Below are 17,597 nucleotides of genomic sequence, written 5' to 3'. Positions count from 1 at the left end.
CGCGTCGTCCTGCCCCCGGCCGGCGATGAGTTCCGCCACGGGTCCGGGTCTGCACCTACGACAGCCCGCACCGACCAGGAGGTACTCCGATGGGCGCCGTCCGACCGCACCTGTGGTTCCACGACCGAGCCGGTGACGCCGCCGCCTTCTACGCGGCGACGATCCCGAACACCTCGATCACGAGCATCGTGACCGCGCCCCCCGGCATCCCCGACGTCGACGAGGGCGCGACGTTCATCGTCGAGCTCCAGCTCGACGGCATGCCCGCGACGTTCCTCAACGCGGGCCCGTCGTTCACGCTCGACGAGGCGTTCTCGTTCTACCTGACGTGCGACGGCCAGGAGGAGGTCGACCACTACTGGGAGGCGCTCGCCGCGGACGGCGGGCAGACCAGCCAGTGCGGGTGGCTCCGGGACCGGTTCGGCGTCTCGTGGCAGGTCGTCCCGCGCCAGCTCGACGACGTCATGTCGCGGCCCGACAAGGCCGGCGTCGCACGTGCCACGGCGGCGCTCATGCAGATGACGAAGATCGACGTCGCGACGCTCGAGGCGGCCTACTCCGGGGAGCTCGCGAGCACCTGACCAGCACCGATTTGGTCCCCCTGCGCCGGTGACGTACTCTAGAGACACCGACGCGGGGTGGAGCAGCTCGGTAGCTCGCTGGGCTCATAACCCAGAGGTCGCAGGTTCAAATCCTGCCCCCGCTACTTGTGAAGTGGCAGTCCAGAGGCCCTCTCGATCTTCGGATCGAGAGGGCCTCTGGCGTTGAGGCGGGCAGAAGGTGTCAGCGGCGTAGCCGACACCCCCGGACCCCCGTGACATGAGGCGAACGCGCCTGCCGCGCCGATCGGCCCGGCGGGTGGTCGCGACGAGGCGGCGTGAGCGCCGCTCGCCGCACCCTGCGCAGCAACTCATGGCAACCGGTAGCCGCCCTCCGTCGGGGTGATCACAGTGGTTCACGCGCCGCGGTGCCACTCGCGTGGCGGCGCTGGTCGCAGACGACGGGAGGCCGTCGGCGGCGACCGGCCTGACCTGTGATCCTGACGACGAGGGAGCCCCCGTGCGTGTGACGACGAAGGTCGAGAGCGTCGAGCTCGTCGACGGCTGGACCAGGGTCCGGACCGACGGCGTCGAGGTCCGCCTGCTGCTCGTGACGGACGACGTCCTCCGCATCCGGGCCGGCTTCGACGGCGACTTCGCCGAGGAGTCGTACTCCCTCGTCACGACGGCGTGGCCGGACCGGCTGGACGGCGTCCTGGGCTCCGAGCGCACGCGCGTCGCACCTCCGGAGGTCCACCTCGAGGACCAGGGCGACCGGGTGCGGGTGACGGGCGGCAACCTCGTCGTGGAGGTCGAGAAGGACCCGTTCCGGATCTGCGTCCACGACACCGAAGGGACGCTCCTCCACGCCGACGTCGTCGGCCTCGGCTACCTCGAGGACGCGAACGGGCGACGCACGCACACGAGCGAGATCTCGTCCGAGGACGCGTTCTACGGCTTCGGCGAGACGACCGGGTCGCTCAACAAGGCGCAGAAGCTCATCACGATGAGCCCGAAGGACGCGCTCGGCTACGACCCGCGCGAGACGGACCCGCTCTACAAGCACATCCCGTTCTACGTGAAGCTCAACCGGGTCACCCGCAAGGCGGTCGGGTACTTCTACCACAACACCTTCGACTGCGACTTCGACCTCGGCCGCCAGCGCAGCAACTACTGGCCGGCGCACAGCCGGTACCGCGCGGACGGCGGCGACGTGGACCTCTTCCTCGTCGCCGGCCCCGCGATCCGGGACGTCGTCAGGCGCTACACCACGCTGACCGGCCGGCCGCCGCTGCTGCCCAGGTACGCGCTCGGGTACCTCGCGTCGTCGATGTACTACGCCGAGCTCGACGCCGACAGCGACCGGGCGATCACCGAGTTCATCGACATCGCTCGCGCCGAGGACATCCCCGTCGACGGCTTCCAGCTGTCGTCCGGGTACAGCACGCAGGACACCCAGGCCGGCCCGAAGCGCTGCGTCTTCACCTGGAACGACCGCCGTTTCCCGGACCCGGCGGGCTTCTTCGCCGCGATGGCCGAGCGCGGGATCACGGTCTCGCCCAACGTCAAGCCTGCCGTCCTGGACGTGCACCCGCGCCTCGACGAGCTCGCCGACCGGGACGTCTTCGTCGGGCGCAGCGCCGACGCCGCCGTGCTCGCCGGCGACGGGCCCGCGGTCGGCGCATGGTGGGGCGGTCCCGGGCGGTTCGTCGACTTCACGAAGCCCGCCGCCCGTGAGGCGTGGAAGGGCTGGCTGACCGAGGCCGTCCTCGACCACGGCACGACGTCCGTGTGGAACGACAACTGCGAGTACGACGGGATCATCGACACGGACTCCCGCTGCGACTTCGACGGCACGGGCGCGACGATCGGCCGGCTGCGCACCGTCATGGCGAACCTGATGTGCCGGGTCACGTGGGACGCCATCACCGAGAAGGACCCGTCGGTACGCCCCTACATCGTGTGCCGCGCCGGGCACGCCGGCATCCAGCGCTACGCGCAGACCTGGGCGGGCGACAACTCGACGTCCTGGGCGAGCCTGCGGCACAACATCGCGACGATCCTCGGGATGGGGCTGTCCGGGGTGGCCAACCAGGGCTGCGACATCGGCGGCTTCCACGGACCCGCACCGGAGCCCGAGCTGCTCGTGCGGTGGGTGCAGAACGGCATCTTCCAGCCGCGCTTCTCGATCCACTCGGTGAACTCGGACAACACCGTGACCGAGCCCTGGATGTACGGCGACCACACCGTGCACGTCCGCGACGCGATCAAGCTCCGCTACCGGATGTTCCCGTACCTGTACTCGCTCATGGCGCGCGCCCACCGCACCGGGCTCCCGATCATGGAGCCGCTCGTGAGCGCGTTCCAGGGCGACCCCGGTGGTGACGAGACCTCCGACGAGTTCATGCTCGGCGACTCGCTCCTCGTCGCGAACGTGCTCACCCCCGGCGCGCGCACCCGCACGGTCCGGTTCCCGGCCGGCGAGGTCTTCTACGACGTGCGGACCCGCGAGCGCCACGAGGGCGGCCGGACCGTCGACCTGCCTGTCGACCTCGGCTCCATCCCGCTGTTCCTGCGTGGTGGGGGCATCGTCCCGCTCTCCGCCGGTCAGCTCGACAGCCTGACGCGGGACGAGGTCACCGACCTGCACCTCCTCCTGGCGCCGGACCGCGACGGCCGCTTCCTGCTGTACGAGGACGACGGCCTCACCCGGGCCCACGAGGACGGCGTGTTCCGGGAGACCGAGATCACGATGACCGCCGGCGAGCAGGTGACGATCGACCTCGCCCGCCGCGGCAGCTACCGCAGTCCCGTCCGCACGTTGCTGCTCGACGTCGTCCACCCGGGGCGCTCGCCGCACTGGGTCACGATCGACGGCGAGCGCGTCCCGCAGGTCCTGCACCGCGAGCGCTTCGACGCGGTGGACGTCGCCTGGCACTACGACCCCACGCTCGGCTCCGTCCTGATCCGGACGCCGAACCGCGAGGGCGACCTGAGCGTCGCGATCTCGTTCCGTCCCGTCGACATGCTCGGCATGTGAGGAGAAGGACCATGAGGCACCACCGGCTCGTCGGCACCGCCGCGGCGCTGCTGACGGCGGCAGCGCTCTCGGCGTGCGCGCCGACCTCCGGGCCCGCGTCGAGCGCGCAGGCCACCCCCGACGACCCGCTCGTCCTGCGTCTCGCGCACAACCTGAACGAGCGCCACGTCACCTCGCAGGCGCTCACGGCCTTCGCCGAGGACGTCGAGGAGCGCAGCGACGGGCGCATCGCCGTCCAGATGTACGGCAACGGCCAGCTCGGGTCCGAGAGCCAGGTCCTCGGCCAGCTCAGCCAGGGCATCGTCGACATGACCCGGGTCAGTGCGCCCGGCCTCGCGAACTACGACCCCGGCTACCACACGTTCGGCCTGCCGTACGTCTTCGAGTCCGAGGACGAGTACTACGAGGTCATGGACTCGCCGGAGATGACCGAGTACTTCCGCTCGACCGTCGAGGACGGGTTCGTCGGGCTGACCTACTACAGCTCCGGCGCACGGTCGTTCTACACGGCCGGCACACCGGTGCGCACGCCCGAGGACCTGGGCGGCCTGAAGATCCGGGTCCAGGACATGCGCTCGCAGACCGACTTCGTGGAGGAGCTCGGCGCCGCGCCGATCGTCATGGCGCTCGGCGACACGTACACCTCGCTGCAGACGGGACTCATCGACGGCGCCGAGAGCAACGAGACGGTGCTGACCCAGAGCGCGCACGGCGAGGTCGCGAAGTCGTTCTCGCTCACGGAGCACACGCGGATCCCCGACATGCTGGTGATCAGCAGCGACGCGTGGCGCCGGCTGGACGCGGCGGACCAGGAGCTCGTCTCCGACGCGGCGCGGGCGTCGACCGAGGACCACAAGGGTGCGTGGGCGGAGAGCATCGAGCAGGCCGTGGTCGACGCGGAGGCCATGGGCGTCGAGTTCGTCACCGACGTCGATCTCGAGAGCTTCCGGGCGGCGACCCGGCCCGTCGTCGAGCAGTACGCCGAGGCCTACCCCGAGGTCGCGGAGCTGCTGACCGTCATCGAGCAGGCGAGGGAGTGACCGCCATGACGCACGACCGTCTGAACCGGGTGCGCGGCGGGCTCGGGCTCGTCCTGCTGTGGTCGGCCGGCACGCTCCTCGTCCTCATGACGCTGCTGGTGCTGTACCAGGTCTTCACGCGCTACGTCCTGGGCGCGCCGGCCGCGTTCACCGAGGAGCTGGTGCGCTACGCGCTGATCTGGACCTCGTTCCTCAGCGCCGCCTACGGGTTCCTGTACCGCAAGCACATGGCGCTCGTGATCGTCCGGGACCGCTTCCCGGAGCCGGTCCGGCGGCGGCTGATCGTGGGCATCGACGCGCTCGTCCTGCTGTTCGCCGTCCTCGTGCTCGTCGTCGGGGGCGCGATGCTCGCCTACGGCGTGCGCAACGACTACTCGGCGCTGCTCGGGATCTCGCGCGGGCTCGTGTACTCCGTCGCCCCGCTCGCGGGGCTCGCGATCGCCGTCGCGCAGGGGCTCAACATCTGGGAGGACCTCGCCGGGGATCCCTCGATCGAACCGGAAGGTACCGACTGATGGACGCCCTCACCGCTGCCGTCGTCCTGTTCAGCACGTTCTTCGTCCTGCTCGTGCTCGGCGTCCCGATCTCGGTCGGGCTCGGGGTCGCCTCGTTCCTCACCGCCCTGGTCTTCCTCCCGCGGGAGGACGCGACGTACGTCGTCGGGCAGTCGATGAACGTCGGCATCGAGAGCTTCTCGCTGCTCGCCGTGCCGCTGTTCATCTTCGCGGGGAACATCATGAACAACGGCGGGATCGCCCGCCGGCTCGTCGACCTCGCCCTCGTGCTCGCCGGGCGGGTGCCGGGGGCGCTCGCGCACACGAACGTGGTCGGCAACATGCTGTTCGGGTCGCTGTCGGGCTCCGCGGTGGCGTCGGCCGCCGCGATCGGCGGGACGCTGCACGAGCGGCAGAAGGAGGAGGGGTACGACCCCGGCTTCGGCGCCGCCGTCAACATCGCCTCGGCCTCGACGGGCCTGCTGATCCCGCCGACGACCGCCGCGATCGTCTACTCGACGGTGGCGGGCGGGGTGTCGGTCTCGGCGCTCTTCATGGCCGGCTACGTGCCCGGGATCCTCATGGGGCTCGTCGTCATGGGCGTCGCGTACGTCTTCACGCGCCGCCACCGCTACCCGACGTACGACCGGGTCACGGCCGGCCAGGCCGCCAAGGTCTTCCTGCAGGCCGTCCCGAGCCTGCTGCTCATCCTCGTCGTCGTGGGCGGCATCGTGGCGGGTGTCTTCACCGCGACCGAGGGGGCGGGCGCCGCGGTGCTCTACTGCTTCGTCCTGTCGCTGATCTACCGCAGCCTGACGTGGGCCGACCTCCGGCAGATCATGACCCGCACGGTCGTCGCGACCGGCGTCGTCATGTTCCTCATCTCCGCGTCGTCGGCGATGTCGTGGGTCATGGCCTACTCGGGCATCCCGGCGGCCATCACGGACGCGCTGCTGTCGGTCGCCGACTCACGGTTCCTGATCCTGCTGCTCATGGTGATCGTCCTGCTCGTCGTGGGGACCTTCATGGACATCACGCCGGCGATCCTCATCTTCACGCCGATCTTCCTGCCCATCGCGACGGAGCTCGGGATGCACCCGGTCCATTTCGGGATGGTCCTCATCCTGGCGATGTGCATCGGCACCATGACGCCACCCGTGGGCTCCGTGCTGTTCGTCGCGACCGGTGTGAGCGAGGTGACGATCGAGCAGGTCGTCCCGAAGCTCGTGCCGTACTTCGTCGGCCTCGTCCTGCTGCTGCTGGCGATCACGTACATCCCGGCGCTGTCCCTGGGGATACCCCAGTGGATGGGGCTGCTCGGCTGACGACGTCGCCAGGTCCGCTCGACCTGCGTCGCGGCTGACCCGGACGTCTCCGGAGCCGCCGGCGGCGGCCAGGGAGGCGTTCGTCGCGGCAGGGCGCCGTGGGCGGGGAGTCATCCCCCCGGTGTGAGGCGCGGCCCGTCGCTCCTGCGGAGAGTGGACGGATGACTGGCCGCACGGGCGTGGCACGCCCCACCGAGGACGGCCGCTCGTGACGGTGCCGCCCGCGCGCGGCTCCGGGGACGCGTGGCGCCGACGACCCCGCCGGCCCTCGCCCGTGCGTGCGCGCACGGGACCGGGCGCCGGGGCGCGCGCGGACGACGACGGCTGGAGCGAGGGCTGGGTCACGGTCGGGGGCGGCCGCATCTTCTACCGCCGCGGACCCGTGACGACCGGCGTGCCGCTCGTGCACATCCACGGCTTCGGCATCTCCGGGACGTACCTGATGCCGACGGCCCGTCGGCTCGCAGCCCGGGGGACGACGATCGTGCCGGACCTGCCCGGGTACGGCCGGAGCGACCGCCCGGCCCGCGCCCTGCCGATCCCCGCCCTGGCGCACTGCATGACCGGGATCCTCGACGCGCTCGAGCTCGACCGGGCCGTGCTGATCGGCAACTCCATGGGGAGCGTGATCGCGCTCGAGATCGCCCACGAGGCGCCCGAGCGCGTGCACCGGCTCGTGCTGGTCTCACCCGCGGGTGGGCGGCAGAACCAGCCGCTGCGTCGTGCGCTCGGCCAGCTCGCCGTCGACGCGGTCCGCGAGAGCCCGCGCATGGCGCGCGTGGCCGTCCCCGACTACCTGCACTTCGGTCCGGCGAACGCCTTCAGCCTCTTCAGCCAGCTCACGCGCTTCCCCGCGCTCGAACGCCTGATCACCACGCCGGTCCCCACGCTCGCGGTGCTCGGCGACCGGGACCCGCTCATGCCCGGCCCGCAGCGCGTGCGCGAGCTCCGGCTCGCCTCGCCCGACCACGTCGACGTCGTGCTCATCGAGGGAGCGGCGCACTCGATCAACTTCAGTCACCCCGGGGAGCTGGCGAGCGTGATCTCCGCGTGGCTCGACGGACGGGAGGTCGTCGACGACCCGCTCGAGCCCGGCCGGGCCCGCGCGCTCCCGTTCCACCGGGACGCACCGCCGGAGCCCGGTCCGCTCCCGTGAAGCGCGCGCACGCGCGTCGTCGCACCTGCGGCGTCGTGAAGCGCGCACGCGCGTCGTCGCACCTGCGGCGTCGCCGTCGGGGAGGTGAGCGACAGCCGGGTCGTCGGGTGCGTCAGTCCCAGCCGCCCGGACGCGTCAGCGCGTAGATCACCAGGACGTCGAGCGTCAGGACCAGCACCGACCACAGCGGGTACACGGGCATGTACAGGACGTGCCCGACGGCGTTGACCGTCGCCAGGGCCACGCCGACCCCGCGTGCCCACGTCCGGCCGGCGAAGATGCCGAGGCCGGTGGCGAAGAAGACGCCGCCCATCACGACCCAGAACCAGCCCCAGGCAGCGATGTCGACCGTCAGGAGCGCGGTGTCCGTCACGACGAGCCAGTCGCTGTCGAGCACGGCGACGAGCCCGATGAGCCCGTTGAACGCGCCGAGCAGGATCAGCACCAGCCCGGCGAAGAACGCCATCCCGGCCCACGCCGACGACCCGCCTCCGCGGGCGGCACGCGGAGATGCCGGTGCGAGTCCGTGCTGTGCCATGACGTCTCCTCCGGTGCCGACGTGGTGCAGCCATCCCACTCCCCGCCGCTCCGCCGTCGCCTCATCCCGTCGGGGTGAGGTGAGCCTGCCGGCGCCGGCCGCCGCGTGGCAGGATCGGTCAGGAGGTCCGAGGGCCAGGAGGTGGCGCGGGTCGTGGACGGGAGCGGAACGGCGTCCGGCGGCGAAGTCCCCGCCGGGAGCGTGCGCGTCGTGCGGGGACCCGACGCGGTCCGTGTCGTGCTGGCCGGCGACATCGACACGGCGCTGGTCGACGCGCTCGACGCGGCGACCGCCGTCGTGGAGGAGCACCGCCTGCCGGTCATGGTCGACGCGACGGCCGTGACGTTCATGGACTCCCGCGGTGCCCGGTTCCTGTCCCGGTGCTACGTCCGGGGGCCGATGACGGTCGCCGCGTCGCCCCCGGTCCGGTTCCTCCTCACCGTGCTGGCGATGGACGACGTCCTCACCGGTGCGGACCGCTCGACGGGCGACGACGACGGACCCGCCGAGCCGTGAGGGCGTGACGCGGACGTCAGGGTCGACGACCAGCGCGACCAGCGCGACCAGCCCGATCAGCACGCCCGGGCGCGCGGCTCACCGAGCGTCGTCGCCCTCCCGGCGGTCGCCGGGCAGCGTGCGCGGTCCGGCCATGGCCGGCCTCGGGCGGTCCTCGCGGTGCGCCCGGACGGCGAGCAGGGCGACGTCGTCCTCGCTTGCGGCGGCGAGATCGGCCACGAGCCGGTCGCAGAGCTGCTCGAGCGGCAGGTCCGCGAGGGACTCGACGTGCCGCCGCAGCCGCTCCAGGCCGATCGTGAGGGACTCGCCGCGACGTTCGACGAGCCCGTCGGTGTAGAGCAGGAGCGTGGACTCCGGGGAGATCACCTGGGTGTGGTCGTGCCGGTCGGGGTGCGCTCTCGTCCCGAGGAGCAGGTCGGCGGGCCGGGTCAGCAGCTCCGCGCGCCCGTCGGGGTGCAGCAGCAGCGGCGGCAGGTGCCCGGCGTTGGACCAGCGCAGCAGCCGCAGGCCCTGCTCGGCCAGCTCGGGGGTCTGCTCGATCTTGCCCAGGATCGCGGTGCTGAACGCGTCGATCGCCAGGTCGCGCATCGCCCAGTCGAGCGAGGAGAGGATCTGCGCGGGTGGTTGGACGAGGGCGTGGGCGCCGCCGCGCAGCACGTTGCGGACCTGGGCCATGGTGACGGCGGCGCGCAGGTCGTGGCCGGCGATGTCCCCGATGACGAGGCACGTGCTCCCGTCGCGCACGACGAACGCGTCGTACCAGTCGCCGCCGATCTGCGCGGCGCCGGTCGCGGCCGGGGCGTACCGGGCGACCAGGTGCAGGTGGTCGGGCTCGGGCAGCTCGGTGAGCAGGCTGCGCTGCAGCTCCTCGGCGAGGTGGCGGCGCGCGGCGTGCAGGTGGGCGTTGTCGAGCGCGAGGCCGACCTGGGCGACGACGTCGCGCAGCGCCGTGACGTCGTCCGTGCCGAAGGCCCCGCGCTCGGCCCCGCGCGCCAGGGTGAGCAGGCCCCGGGTGTGGCCGCGCCCGCGCAGGGGCAGCACGACCGTGGTGTGCGGAGCCAGCCGGGCGAGCAGGTCGTGCGCGCGACCGCCGGTGAGCGCGGTGCCGGCGTCGGGGACGCCGGTGTGCGTGACCGACCGCCCGGTCGACACCGCGCGCGCGACCAGCGAGGTCGCGGTCAGGGACGGCACGCGCAGGGTGCGGTACTCCTCGAGCACCGCGCGCAGCGCGGGGTCGGCGTGCAGGGCGGCGACGTCGTGCGTCCGTTGCGCCCACGGGCCGTGACCCTCGTCGAGCAGGCTCGCGACGGCGAAGTCGGCCACGGACGGGACGAGGTGGGGGAGCACCGCCTCGAGCGCCTGCACGGGGTCGAGGAGCTCGGCGAGGTCGCCGGCGAGCGCGGCGAGGAGCTCGGAGCGGGCGCGGGCGCGCTCGGCCGTGCCCAGGGCGTTGCGGCGGTCGGTGACGTCCGTGAAGTACACCGCGACGCCGCCGCGTTCCGGCACGGCACGGACCTCGTACCAGGCGTCGAGCGGTGCGGGGTAGTACGCGTCGAACACCACCGGCTCGCCGGTGCGGCCCACGCCGCGGTAGTGCTGCTCGAAGTTGGTCCCGACCGCAGCCGGGAACAGCTCCCAGATGTCGCCGCCGAGCAGCTGCTCGCGGGCGCTGCTCAGGATCCGCTCGGCCTCGGCGTTGACGTACGTGAAGCGCCACCGGGCGTCGAGGTGGAAGTAGCCGACGGTCATCGACTCCAGCACCCCACGCACCCGCTGCTCGCCCATGCGGAGAGCCGTGGTGTCGGTCGTGACCCCGAGGACCTGCTCGGCGGTGCCGTCGGGGCCCGCCACGGCCCGGCCGCGCGCGCTGAGCCAGCGCACGGTGCCGTCCGGCCGGCAGACCCGGAACTCGGCCTCGTAGACCCCGCAGGTCGCGATCGCCGCGCCGAGCGCCGCCGTGACGGCCGGCAGGTCGGCGGCGTCGACGCGCGCGTCGAACGCGTCGATGGTGCCGCCGAAGGACTCGTCGTCGTACCCGAAGGCCTCGAGCAGCGAGTCGTCCCACCGCAGCGCGCCGGCCCGCAGGTCCCACGCGAACGTCCCGAGTCCTGCGGCCTGCGCGGCGGCCGCCAGCATCTGGGAGCGGTCGGCGACGGCGTACTCGGCGTCGAGCGCGGTCACCTCGAGCTGGGCGGCGACGGCGGCGGCGAGGTGCTCGAGCGTGCGGACCGCGCGCGCGTCCCACTCGCGCGGGTCCGGCTGGTAGACGCACAGCGCCCCGACGACGCGTTCGTCGTCGCCGCGCAGGGGGACGCCGAGGTACGCGCCCACCCTGCCGTCCGCGACCGCGGCCGAGCCACGGACCCGGGGGTCGGTGCGCGCGTCGACGACGACGAGCCGCTCGCCGTGAGCCGTCACCCGCGAGCAGAGCGAGTCCTCGAGCGGGGTGGTCGTGCCCACGGGCCCGGGGAGCGCACCGACACCGGCGACGATCACCCGCACGTCCGTCACGAGGGACACCTCGGCCGACGGCGTCTCGAGCAGCTGCGCCGCCAGGGTCACGATCGACTGCAACGCGGTGTCGTCCGACGCCGACGCCAGCAGCCGGCGCGCGGCCTGGGCCCGGCCGGGATCGGCGTCGACGAGCCGAGCGGCGACCACGTCGCCCGACATCTCGCCTGCACTGCCTGCGGGCAGCTCCATGGTCCAGCTCCTCGCCGACGGTGACCGCCATCGTCTCCCGACAACGTGGTCACGCGCGCGCTCAGCCGGCCCTCGCCCGTCGACCGTCAGCTCAGCGGTCGTCTCGGAGGGGCCGGGCCAGGTCGCGGGCTCCGTGTGCTCCGGGGACCTGGCCCGGTGCCGCTCAGCGCCGCACGTCCTTCTGGAGGCTCTCGAAGAGCCGCTCGGCCCGCGCGTCGCTGACCAGGAGCTCGTCGAACTCGTGGCCGCCGGCGAGCCGGACCCGGAGCAGCGGGAGCCCCCTGCGCATCGCGACGAGCCTGCGCACGCCCGACGGGTGACGGAACGTCCCGACCTTGAGGCGGCCCGAGACCGCGAGTCCCGAGCGGACGCCGAGCAGCTCGGAGCTCCAGCCCGGGAGCAGCTCGACGTCGGCGACGGCGTCGCGGTCGACGGTGTAGCTCGAGCGCCCGGCCATGAGCGCCTCCCAGCCGGGGAACTGCACGTGCAGGGTCGTGTCGTCGAGACGGATGGCGGTCATGGGTGGTCCCCTCCCTCGTCGTACGCTGAGCTGCCTTTCGAGAACATTATCAGCGTGAGAATGGTGCGTCCAGTGTCCCCGAACTCCCCGATCGCCGCGGTCGTCCTGCATCCCGTCCGCCTGCGGATCATCCAGACGGTCGGGACGCGTCAGGTCACGACCGCCCAGCTCCGGGCCGCGCTGCCGCAGGTGCCGCAGGCGACGCTGTACCGCCACGTCGCGGCCCTGGTGGAGGCGGACGTCCTCGCCGTCGTCGAGGAGCGTCGCGTCCGCGGGGCCGTCGAGCGCACGCTCGCCCTCGGTGGGCGGATGGCGCACGTCGACCATGCCGAGCTCCGGGACATGGGCACGCAGGAGCTCCGGCAGTCCTTCCTCACGTTCCTCGCCGGCCTCGGCGAGACGTTCGACCGCGCGAGCGCCGACGGCTCCTTCCGCGACCTCCTGGGCTTCGGGCAGGTCCAGCTGCACGTCACGACGGCCGACCTGGCCGAGATCCAGGCGCGGCTCGGCGAGCTGCTGACGCCGTACCTCGCGAGCCGTGCTGCGGGCGCGCGCACGGTGACGCTCGCCACGGTGCTCATCCCCGAGCCGGAGCCGGAGCCGGAGCCTCAGCAGCCGGCGTGAGGCGCCTCGATGCCCGGGCGTGCGCGAAGGGGCGGGGGCTGTCGGACGAGGGGCGCGGACCCCTAAAGTGAAGGAGTCCGAACAAATCCCGACATCGTCGTCGGGCGAAGAGCAACGAGGCCTTCATGAGACCCCCGCCCCCGTCCCACCACCAGGCTCAACGGCGCGCCACGGCCTGCACCGCGGCCGCTGCTGTCGCCGCACTCGCCGTCACCCTCCTCGCGACGCCGACGTCCGCAGCGTCGCCGTCGCCGTCGGCGAGGCCGTCCGCTCCGGCGGCCGGGCCGGACCACATCAACGGCTACCGGAGCGTCGGCTACTACATGGCGGACGCCCCCGTCACGCGCGACTTCCACCTCGCCGACCTCGTGACGTCGGGTGCGATCGAGGACGTGACGCACCTGAACTACGCGTTCGGCAACGTCACGACCGACCTCGTGTGCGACATCGCCGACGTCCAGGGCGAGGGCGACCCCGAGAACGACTTCCTCCGCACCGTCCCGGCGGAGCACGCGGTCGACGGTGTCGCCGACTCGCCCGACCAGGTGCTCGCGGGCAACTTCAACCAGCTCCGCAAGCTCAAGGAGGTCAGCCCGCAGACCAAGGTCCTCGTCTCGCTCGGCGGGTGGACCTGGTCGGACAACTTCTCGGAGGCCGCCTCGACCCCGGAGCGCCGGTCGGCGCTCGTGGACTCGTGCCTCGACCTCTACATCGACGGCGACCTGCCCGAGGTCGACGGGAGGGGCGGTCCGGGAGCTGCGGCCGGCATCTTCGACGGGATCGACATCGACTGGGAGTGGCCCGTCACCGGCGGCGAGACCGCCAACGCGCGCCCGGAGGACAAGGAGAACTTCCTCCTGCTCATGGAGGAGCTCCGCGCGGAGCTCGACGCGCGAGGCGCGACGAACGGCGAGGAGTACCTGCTGACGGCCTTCGCCCCGGCCGGCGGGTGGAACGCGGGGCAGGGCGGATGGCTGGACCCGCGGCTGTTCGCCGCCGTCGACTTCCTCAACGTCCAGGGGTACGACTTCCACGGCGGGTGGGTGCCGGGCCAGACGGGGCACCAGGGCAACCTGCACCCGGACGGCGACCACAACTGGGGTCTCGGCCTCGACGGCGCGATGGGCATGTACGTCCAGGCGGGGGCGTCGCCGGACCAGCTCAACGCCGGTCTCGCCGCCTACGGGCACGGGTGGTACGGCGTCACCGACGGGTCGGCCGCGTGGCAGCCTGCCGCGGGCTACGTCGGCACCCGGACCTATGCCGAGCTGCGCGACCTCGGGCAGGCCTACTTCGACGCCGGGCTCGGGGCGTCGTGGCGGTACGACGGCGACCAGTGGTGGAGCTACGACGACCCGGCCTCCGTGACGGCCAAGGCGGAGTGGCTGGCCGTCAACGGCTACGGGGGTGCGATGTGGTGGGACCTCTCGGGTGACCACCGCAACGAGCTCGGCGACGCGCTCGGCAGCACCTTGCGCGCGGCGACGCCCGGGCCGTCCGTCGACCCCGCCTGTGCGGCTCCCTGGTACGCGTCCGGCGTCTACACGGGCGGCGACGTCGTCGCGCACGACGGCGTGGAGTACCGGGCCGCGTGGTGGACCCGGGCGCAGGCGCCCGGCAGGAACTCGTCCGGCCCGTGGAAGCCGGTCGGGCCGTGCGGCACGACGCCTCCGGTCGACGTGCCGACGTGCGCTCCCGCCTGGTCCGGGGCGACGACCTACACCCGGGGGCAGGTCGTGTCCCGGGCAGGCGTGAACCACGCCGCCCAGTGGTGGACCCGTGGCGAGCTGCCCGGTTCCGCCCCGTACGGCGCGTGGGACGCGGGCACGCCGTGCGCCTGACCTCCGGGTCGGCGTAGCGGCCGTCCCGGCACCGTCCCGCCGGCCCGGCGCCCCCCGTCGCGGGTGCGCCGGGCCCGGCGGGCGAGCCACCACCGGATGCGAGCCCGGACCCCGTGCTGAACAGTGGACGGGACGTCGAGCGCACGCTCGAACCGCACAGCGCACCTGGAGGTACCCATGGCACGCACCGTCTCGAGCCTCATGACCCCCCACCCGACCGTCGTCGAGGTGACCGACACGCTGCACGCCGTCGCGCAGACGATGGCCACGCAGGACGTCGGGGCGCTCATCGTGGCGGAGAACGGCGCGGTCGTCGGCATCGTCACGGACCGCGACCTCGTCGTCCGCGGCCTGGCCGCCGGGATCGGCCTCGACGCGCCGGTCGGCCAGCTCGCGACCGAGGAGCTCGTCACCGTCGGGCCGGACGACGACGTCGCGGAGGTCGTGCACCTCATGCGCGAGCGCGCGCTGCGCCGCGTCCCGGTCGTCGAGGGCAACCAGGCCGTCGGCATCGTGACGATCGGCGACCTCGCCGTCGCGCTCGACTCCGACTCCGCGCTCGCGGACATCTCGGCGGCGCCGCCGCAGGACTGAGCGGACGGGGACGGCCGACGACCGGAGGCGCGGGGACGACGTCCTCGCGCCTCCGTCGCAACGGGTGCAGAGCCGACCGTGCTGGTCCCGTCAGTCGGTGACGGTGACCACGATGGTCGGCTCCGGGTCCTCGACCCGGCCGTGGGAGTCGCCGTCCTCGCCGCGGTAGGAGTACGTGAAGCCGACCGTCGTGGTGCCGGGCGCGACGGCGTCGAACGCGTAGCTCAGCCTCGTCGGGTTGCCCGTCGCGGTCTCGTCGCCGACCGTCTCGGTGCGTATCTCGCCCGCGGTGAGGACCGCCGCGTCGGGGGTCGTCGTGAGCCGCCAGTCGTCGCCCACGGACGTGGTGATCTCACCGAGGTCGATCACGATGGTCTGCCCGGCGGGGACCACGACCTCGTCGACGGTGGCGGAGATGCTCGTCGAGGGCGGGCTGCACGCGGTCAGCCCCACGGCGAGCGACGTGGCCGCCGCGCAGCCGAGCGCGCGGGCGGTGCGGGTTCGGGCGGAGCGGTCGGCGCGCATCGAGGTCCTCCGGTGGAGCGGGGTCGAGCCGTCAGTCTGCCGTGGCGGACGGGTCCGCTCGGCTCGGGTCCGTGCCCGCTGCCGTCCCGGGGCGTCGGCGGCGGCGACCGAGGCCCCGGGACGTGCCCGGGAGGCGCTCAGGCGAACCCGAACGCCGGGGGGAAGGCGACGACGACCACGGCCGCCCACGCGCCGTAGACCGGCAGGTACCGCGTGTGCCAGCGCTCGAGCCTCGCGAACCCGGCCCGGTGGCGCAGGAAGCGCCCGGTGAGCCACGCGGAGCCGGCGAGGTGCACCAGCAGCAGGACGTTGAGACCCAGCGCCGCGACCCGGTTGGGGCTCGACCCGAGCTCGGCGATCCGGGTCAGCATCGCCGTGAGCATCACGGCGTCGACCGCGAGCGCCGCGACGACGAGCACGAGCTGGAGCGCGTCGAACAGCCCGGGCGGGGCCAGCGGGTCGCGCGCCGAGAGCGAGTACAGCAGCAGGCACAGCACGAGCACGAGGATCGCGTCCATGAGGATGAGCAGGTCGCGGTCGACGTTCGCGAGGCCGCCCGAGGACAGCAGCACGACGAGCACCGCGAGCAGCATGACGATCGTCAGCGGCGTGAACACCCGGGTCAGGACCGGGGCGATGTTCTCGACGACGTTCTTCTTGGCCTCGACGAGCCACGCGGCGACGACGAGCGCGCCCGGGACCGCGAACGGCAGGATCCAGTCCTGCACGGCCGGTTCGAGGTCGACGCCGACGGCCGCGAGGACCGCGAACGTCAGGCCGATCAGGACGCCGCCGCCGAGCGCGAGGAGCGTGAGGTAGATCGCGAGCTCGCCGGTGAACCGGGCGAAGTCCATCCGCCCGCGGTCGGACCGCCAGCGGCCGCCGACGTACGCGAGCCCGAGCAGCAGCCACAGGACGACCGGGGTGTGCACGACGGTGAGCACCTCGGTCGAGCCGCCGCGCTCGAACGGGTACACGTTGACGACGACCGCCACCGCGGCGAACGCGGCGACGAGCGTCGCCGCCACGGGGACGGTGAGCCGGCGCTTCCACGCGAAGTACGCGGCGAGGAACGGCACGACGAGCAGGGCGACGTTGCGGGCGAGCGCGTTCTCGTCGGCGATCCACGTCGCCCCCGCCTTGACCGCGAGGCCCGCACCGACGGCGAGGGCCAGCACGACGGCGAGCTCGCGCCACGACGGTGCCCCGGCCGGGTCGTCGCCCTCGGGGACCAGCGCGAGCTGCTTCCAGAGCCGCTCGGAGTGCTCGCGCGCGTACTCGCGGGACACGGCGTCGAGGTTGCCCAGGCGCTTGATCGCGATGAGGAACGACTCGTCGTCGTCGAGCCCGGTCGCCTGCAGGTCCGCGACCTGGCCGCGCAGGTGGTCCTCGAGCTCCTCGACGTCCGCGGTCGAGATGGCCCGGCGTCGCTGCACGTACCCGCGCCACCGGTCGATCTGCGCCTCGAGCTCCGCGTGCTGGCCCATCACGCCCACCCCTCCACGAGCCCGGCGGGTCGCTGCGTCTGCTGCCAGACCTGCCGCAGCGCGTCGGCCACGACCGTCCACTGCTCCTGACGCTCGGCGAGCGCCGCGCGGCCCGCGGCGGTGAGTGCGTAGTGCTTGCGCCGGCGCCCCGCGTCGGACGTGCTCCACGACGACGACACGTAGCCGACGCGCTCGAGCCGGTGCAGGAGCGGGTAGAGCATCCCGTCGGTCCACTGCATGCGCCCGCCCGAGAGCTCGCCGACGCGCTTGAGGATCGCGTAGCCGTACTGCTCGCCGTCGGAGAGGATCCCCAGGACGAGCGGTGTGGCCGAGGCGGCCACGAGGTCCTTGTCGATGCGCACAGCGCCTCCATACCTAGATCTGCAGGGTATCGACCCTAGCGGTGCTAGGTATGCGTCGTGGCTGGTCCGTGGGGAGATCTCGTGCGCGCGGCGTGCACGTCGCCGGCCCGTGCGCCGCGCCTGGGCGTCGGTCGGCGAGCCGTCCACCCGCAGGGCGGTCGCCCGTGTCAGGCGGTCCGGCGGGGACGGCGCGCGGGTCCGGGGGCGCCCGCCCGGGCGGGGGGGGGGGGGGGGGGGGAGGGGGCCCGCCGCGGGGGGGGGGGGGGGGCGGCGGCGGGGGGCCCCCCCGGGGG

The 17,597-nt window shown here is 73.2% G+C and carries 16 protein-coding genes and 1 tRNA gene; 11 read left to right on the top strand and 6 right to left on the bottom strand.

What is annotated here, in order from left to right; translation table 11 throughout:
- The first annotated feature begins 89 nt into the window (after positions 1 to 89).
- The 7 genes from AB6N24_RS11250 to AB6N24_RS11220 all read left to right on the top strand — a co-directional run bounded on the left by AB6N24_RS11250 (position 90) and on the right by AB6N24_RS11220 (position 7,594).
- Positions 90 to 581: a VOC family protein gene (locus AB6N24_RS11250; protein ID WP_412869488.1), complete on the top strand. Its 492-nt coding sequence runs from the start codon at positions 90 to 92 to the stop codon at positions 579 to 581.
- A 51-nt stretch (positions 582 to 632) separates the two neighbouring features.
- A tRNA-Met gene (locus AB6N24_RS11245) sits at positions 633 to 706 on the top strand.
- Positions 707 to 1,059: 353 nt separating this feature from the next.
- Entirely contained in the window at positions 1,060 to 3,579 is a 2,520-nt protein-coding gene (locus AB6N24_RS11240) for a glycoside hydrolase family 31 protein (RefSeq protein WP_412869487.1), read from the top strand.
- A gap of 11 nt (positions 3,580 to 3,590) precedes the next feature.
- A complete protein-coding gene (locus AB6N24_RS11235) occupies positions 3,591 to 4,619 on the top strand; it encodes a TRAP transporter substrate-binding protein (RefSeq protein ID WP_412869486.1) in 1,029 nt (342 codons plus the stop codon).
- Between the two features lie 5 nt (positions 4,620 to 4,624).
- The gene (locus tag AB6N24_RS11230) at positions 4,625 to 5,134 is read left to right on the top strand and encodes a TRAP transporter small permease (protein ID WP_412869485.1); all 510 of its coding nucleotides are present in this window, start codon (positions 4,625 to 4,627) and stop codon (positions 5,132 to 5,134) included.
- Positions 5,134 to 6,438: a TRAP transporter large permease gene (locus AB6N24_RS11225; protein WP_412869484.1), complete on the top strand. Its 1,305-nt coding sequence runs from the start codon at positions 5,134 to 5,136 to the stop codon at positions 6,436 to 6,438. The genes AB6N24_RS11230 and AB6N24_RS11225 overlap by 1 nt, the downstream gene beginning before the upstream one ends.
- Positions 6,439 to 6,646: 208 nt before the next feature.
- The gene (locus AB6N24_RS11220; protein ID WP_412869483.1) at positions 6,647 to 7,594 is read left to right on the top strand and encodes an alpha/beta fold hydrolase; all 948 of its coding nucleotides are present in this window, start codon (positions 6,647 to 6,649) and stop codon (positions 7,592 to 7,594) included.
- Positions 7,595 to 7,706: 112 nt separating this feature from the next.
- Here AB6N24_RS11220 and AB6N24_RS11215 read toward each other — a convergent pair whose 3' ends face one another.
- On the bottom strand, positions 7,707 to 8,132 hold the full coding sequence (locus AB6N24_RS11215; RefSeq protein WP_412869482.1) for a DUF7144 family membrane protein: 426 nt from the start codon (positions 8,130 to 8,132) through the stop codon (positions 7,707 to 7,709).
- A 210-nt stretch (positions 8,133 to 8,342) separates the two neighbouring features.
- Between AB6N24_RS11215 and AB6N24_RS11210 the strand changes: the two genes are divergently transcribed.
- Entirely contained in the window at positions 8,343 to 8,648 is a 306-nt protein-coding gene (locus AB6N24_RS11210; RefSeq protein WP_412869481.1) for an STAS domain-containing protein, read from the top strand.
- 78 nt (positions 8,649 to 8,726) lie between these two features.
- On the opposite strand, the gene AB6N24_RS11205 is transcribed toward AB6N24_RS11210, so the two are convergent.
- Both AB6N24_RS11205 and AB6N24_RS11200 read right to left on the bottom strand, forming a co-directional pair.
- Positions 8,727 to 11,351: a SpoIIE family protein phosphatase gene (locus tag AB6N24_RS11205; RefSeq protein ID WP_412869480.1), complete on the bottom strand. Its 2,625-nt coding sequence runs from the start codon at positions 11,349 to 11,351 to the stop codon at positions 8,727 to 8,729.
- Between the two features lie 163 nt (positions 11,352 to 11,514).
- A complete protein-coding gene (locus AB6N24_RS11200; RefSeq protein WP_412869479.1) occupies positions 11,515 to 11,871 on the bottom strand; it encodes a hypothetical protein in 357 nt (118 codons plus the stop codon).
- A gap of 72 nt (positions 11,872 to 11,943) precedes the next feature.
- Here AB6N24_RS11200 and AB6N24_RS11195 point away from each other — a divergent pair, with 72 nt between their 5' ends.
- The 3 genes from AB6N24_RS11195 to AB6N24_RS11185 all read left to right on the top strand — a co-directional run bounded on the left by AB6N24_RS11195 (position 11,944) and on the right by AB6N24_RS11185 (position 14,930).
- Entirely contained in the window at positions 11,944 to 12,495 is a 552-nt protein-coding gene (locus tag AB6N24_RS11195) for a helix-turn-helix domain-containing protein (RefSeq protein ID WP_412869478.1), read from the top strand.
- A 125-nt stretch (positions 12,496 to 12,620) separates the two neighbouring features.
- Complete coding sequence (locus tag AB6N24_RS11190; protein ID WP_412869477.1) at positions 12,621 to 14,336, top strand: glycosyl hydrolase family 18 protein; 1,716 nt, start codon at positions 12,621 to 12,623, stop codon at positions 14,334 to 14,336.
- Positions 14,337 to 14,513: 177 nt separating this feature from the next.
- Positions 14,514 to 14,930 (top strand): CBS domain-containing protein, encoded by a 417-nt coding sequence (locus tag AB6N24_RS11185; RefSeq protein WP_412869476.1) that lies wholly within the window; start codon positions 14,514 to 14,516, stop codon positions 14,928 to 14,930.
- A gap of 90 nt (positions 14,931 to 15,020) precedes the next feature.
- On the opposite strand, the gene AB6N24_RS11180 is transcribed toward AB6N24_RS11185, so the two are convergent.
- The 3 genes from AB6N24_RS11180 to AB6N24_RS11170 form a co-directional block, all read right to left on the bottom strand.
- Positions 15,021 to 15,455, bottom strand: coding sequence for a protease inhibitor I42 family protein (locus AB6N24_RS11180; RefSeq protein WP_412869475.1), 435 nt, complete (start codon positions 15,453 to 15,455; stop codon positions 15,021 to 15,023).
- Between the two features lie 137 nt (positions 15,456 to 15,592).
- Positions 15,593 to 16,942, bottom strand: coding sequence for a permease prefix domain 1-containing protein (locus tag AB6N24_RS11175; RefSeq protein WP_412869474.1), 1,350 nt, complete (start codon positions 16,940 to 16,942; stop codon positions 15,593 to 15,595).
- Positions 16,942 to 17,304: a PadR family transcriptional regulator gene (locus AB6N24_RS11170; protein WP_412869473.1), complete on the bottom strand. Its 363-nt coding sequence runs from the start codon at positions 17,302 to 17,304 to the stop codon at positions 16,942 to 16,944. The genes AB6N24_RS11175 and AB6N24_RS11170 overlap by 1 nt, the downstream gene beginning before the upstream one ends.
- Between the last annotated feature and the right edge of the window lie 293 nt (positions 17,305 to 17,597).

The sequence above is a fragment of the Cellulomonas jepli genome (assembly GCF_047229345.1).
GTDB lineage: Bacteria > Actinomycetota > Actinomycetes > Actinomycetales > Cellulomonadaceae > Cellulomonas_A.
Note: the sequence above shows the minus strand (reverse complement) of the source record. Positions and strands in the feature narration are given on the sequence as shown.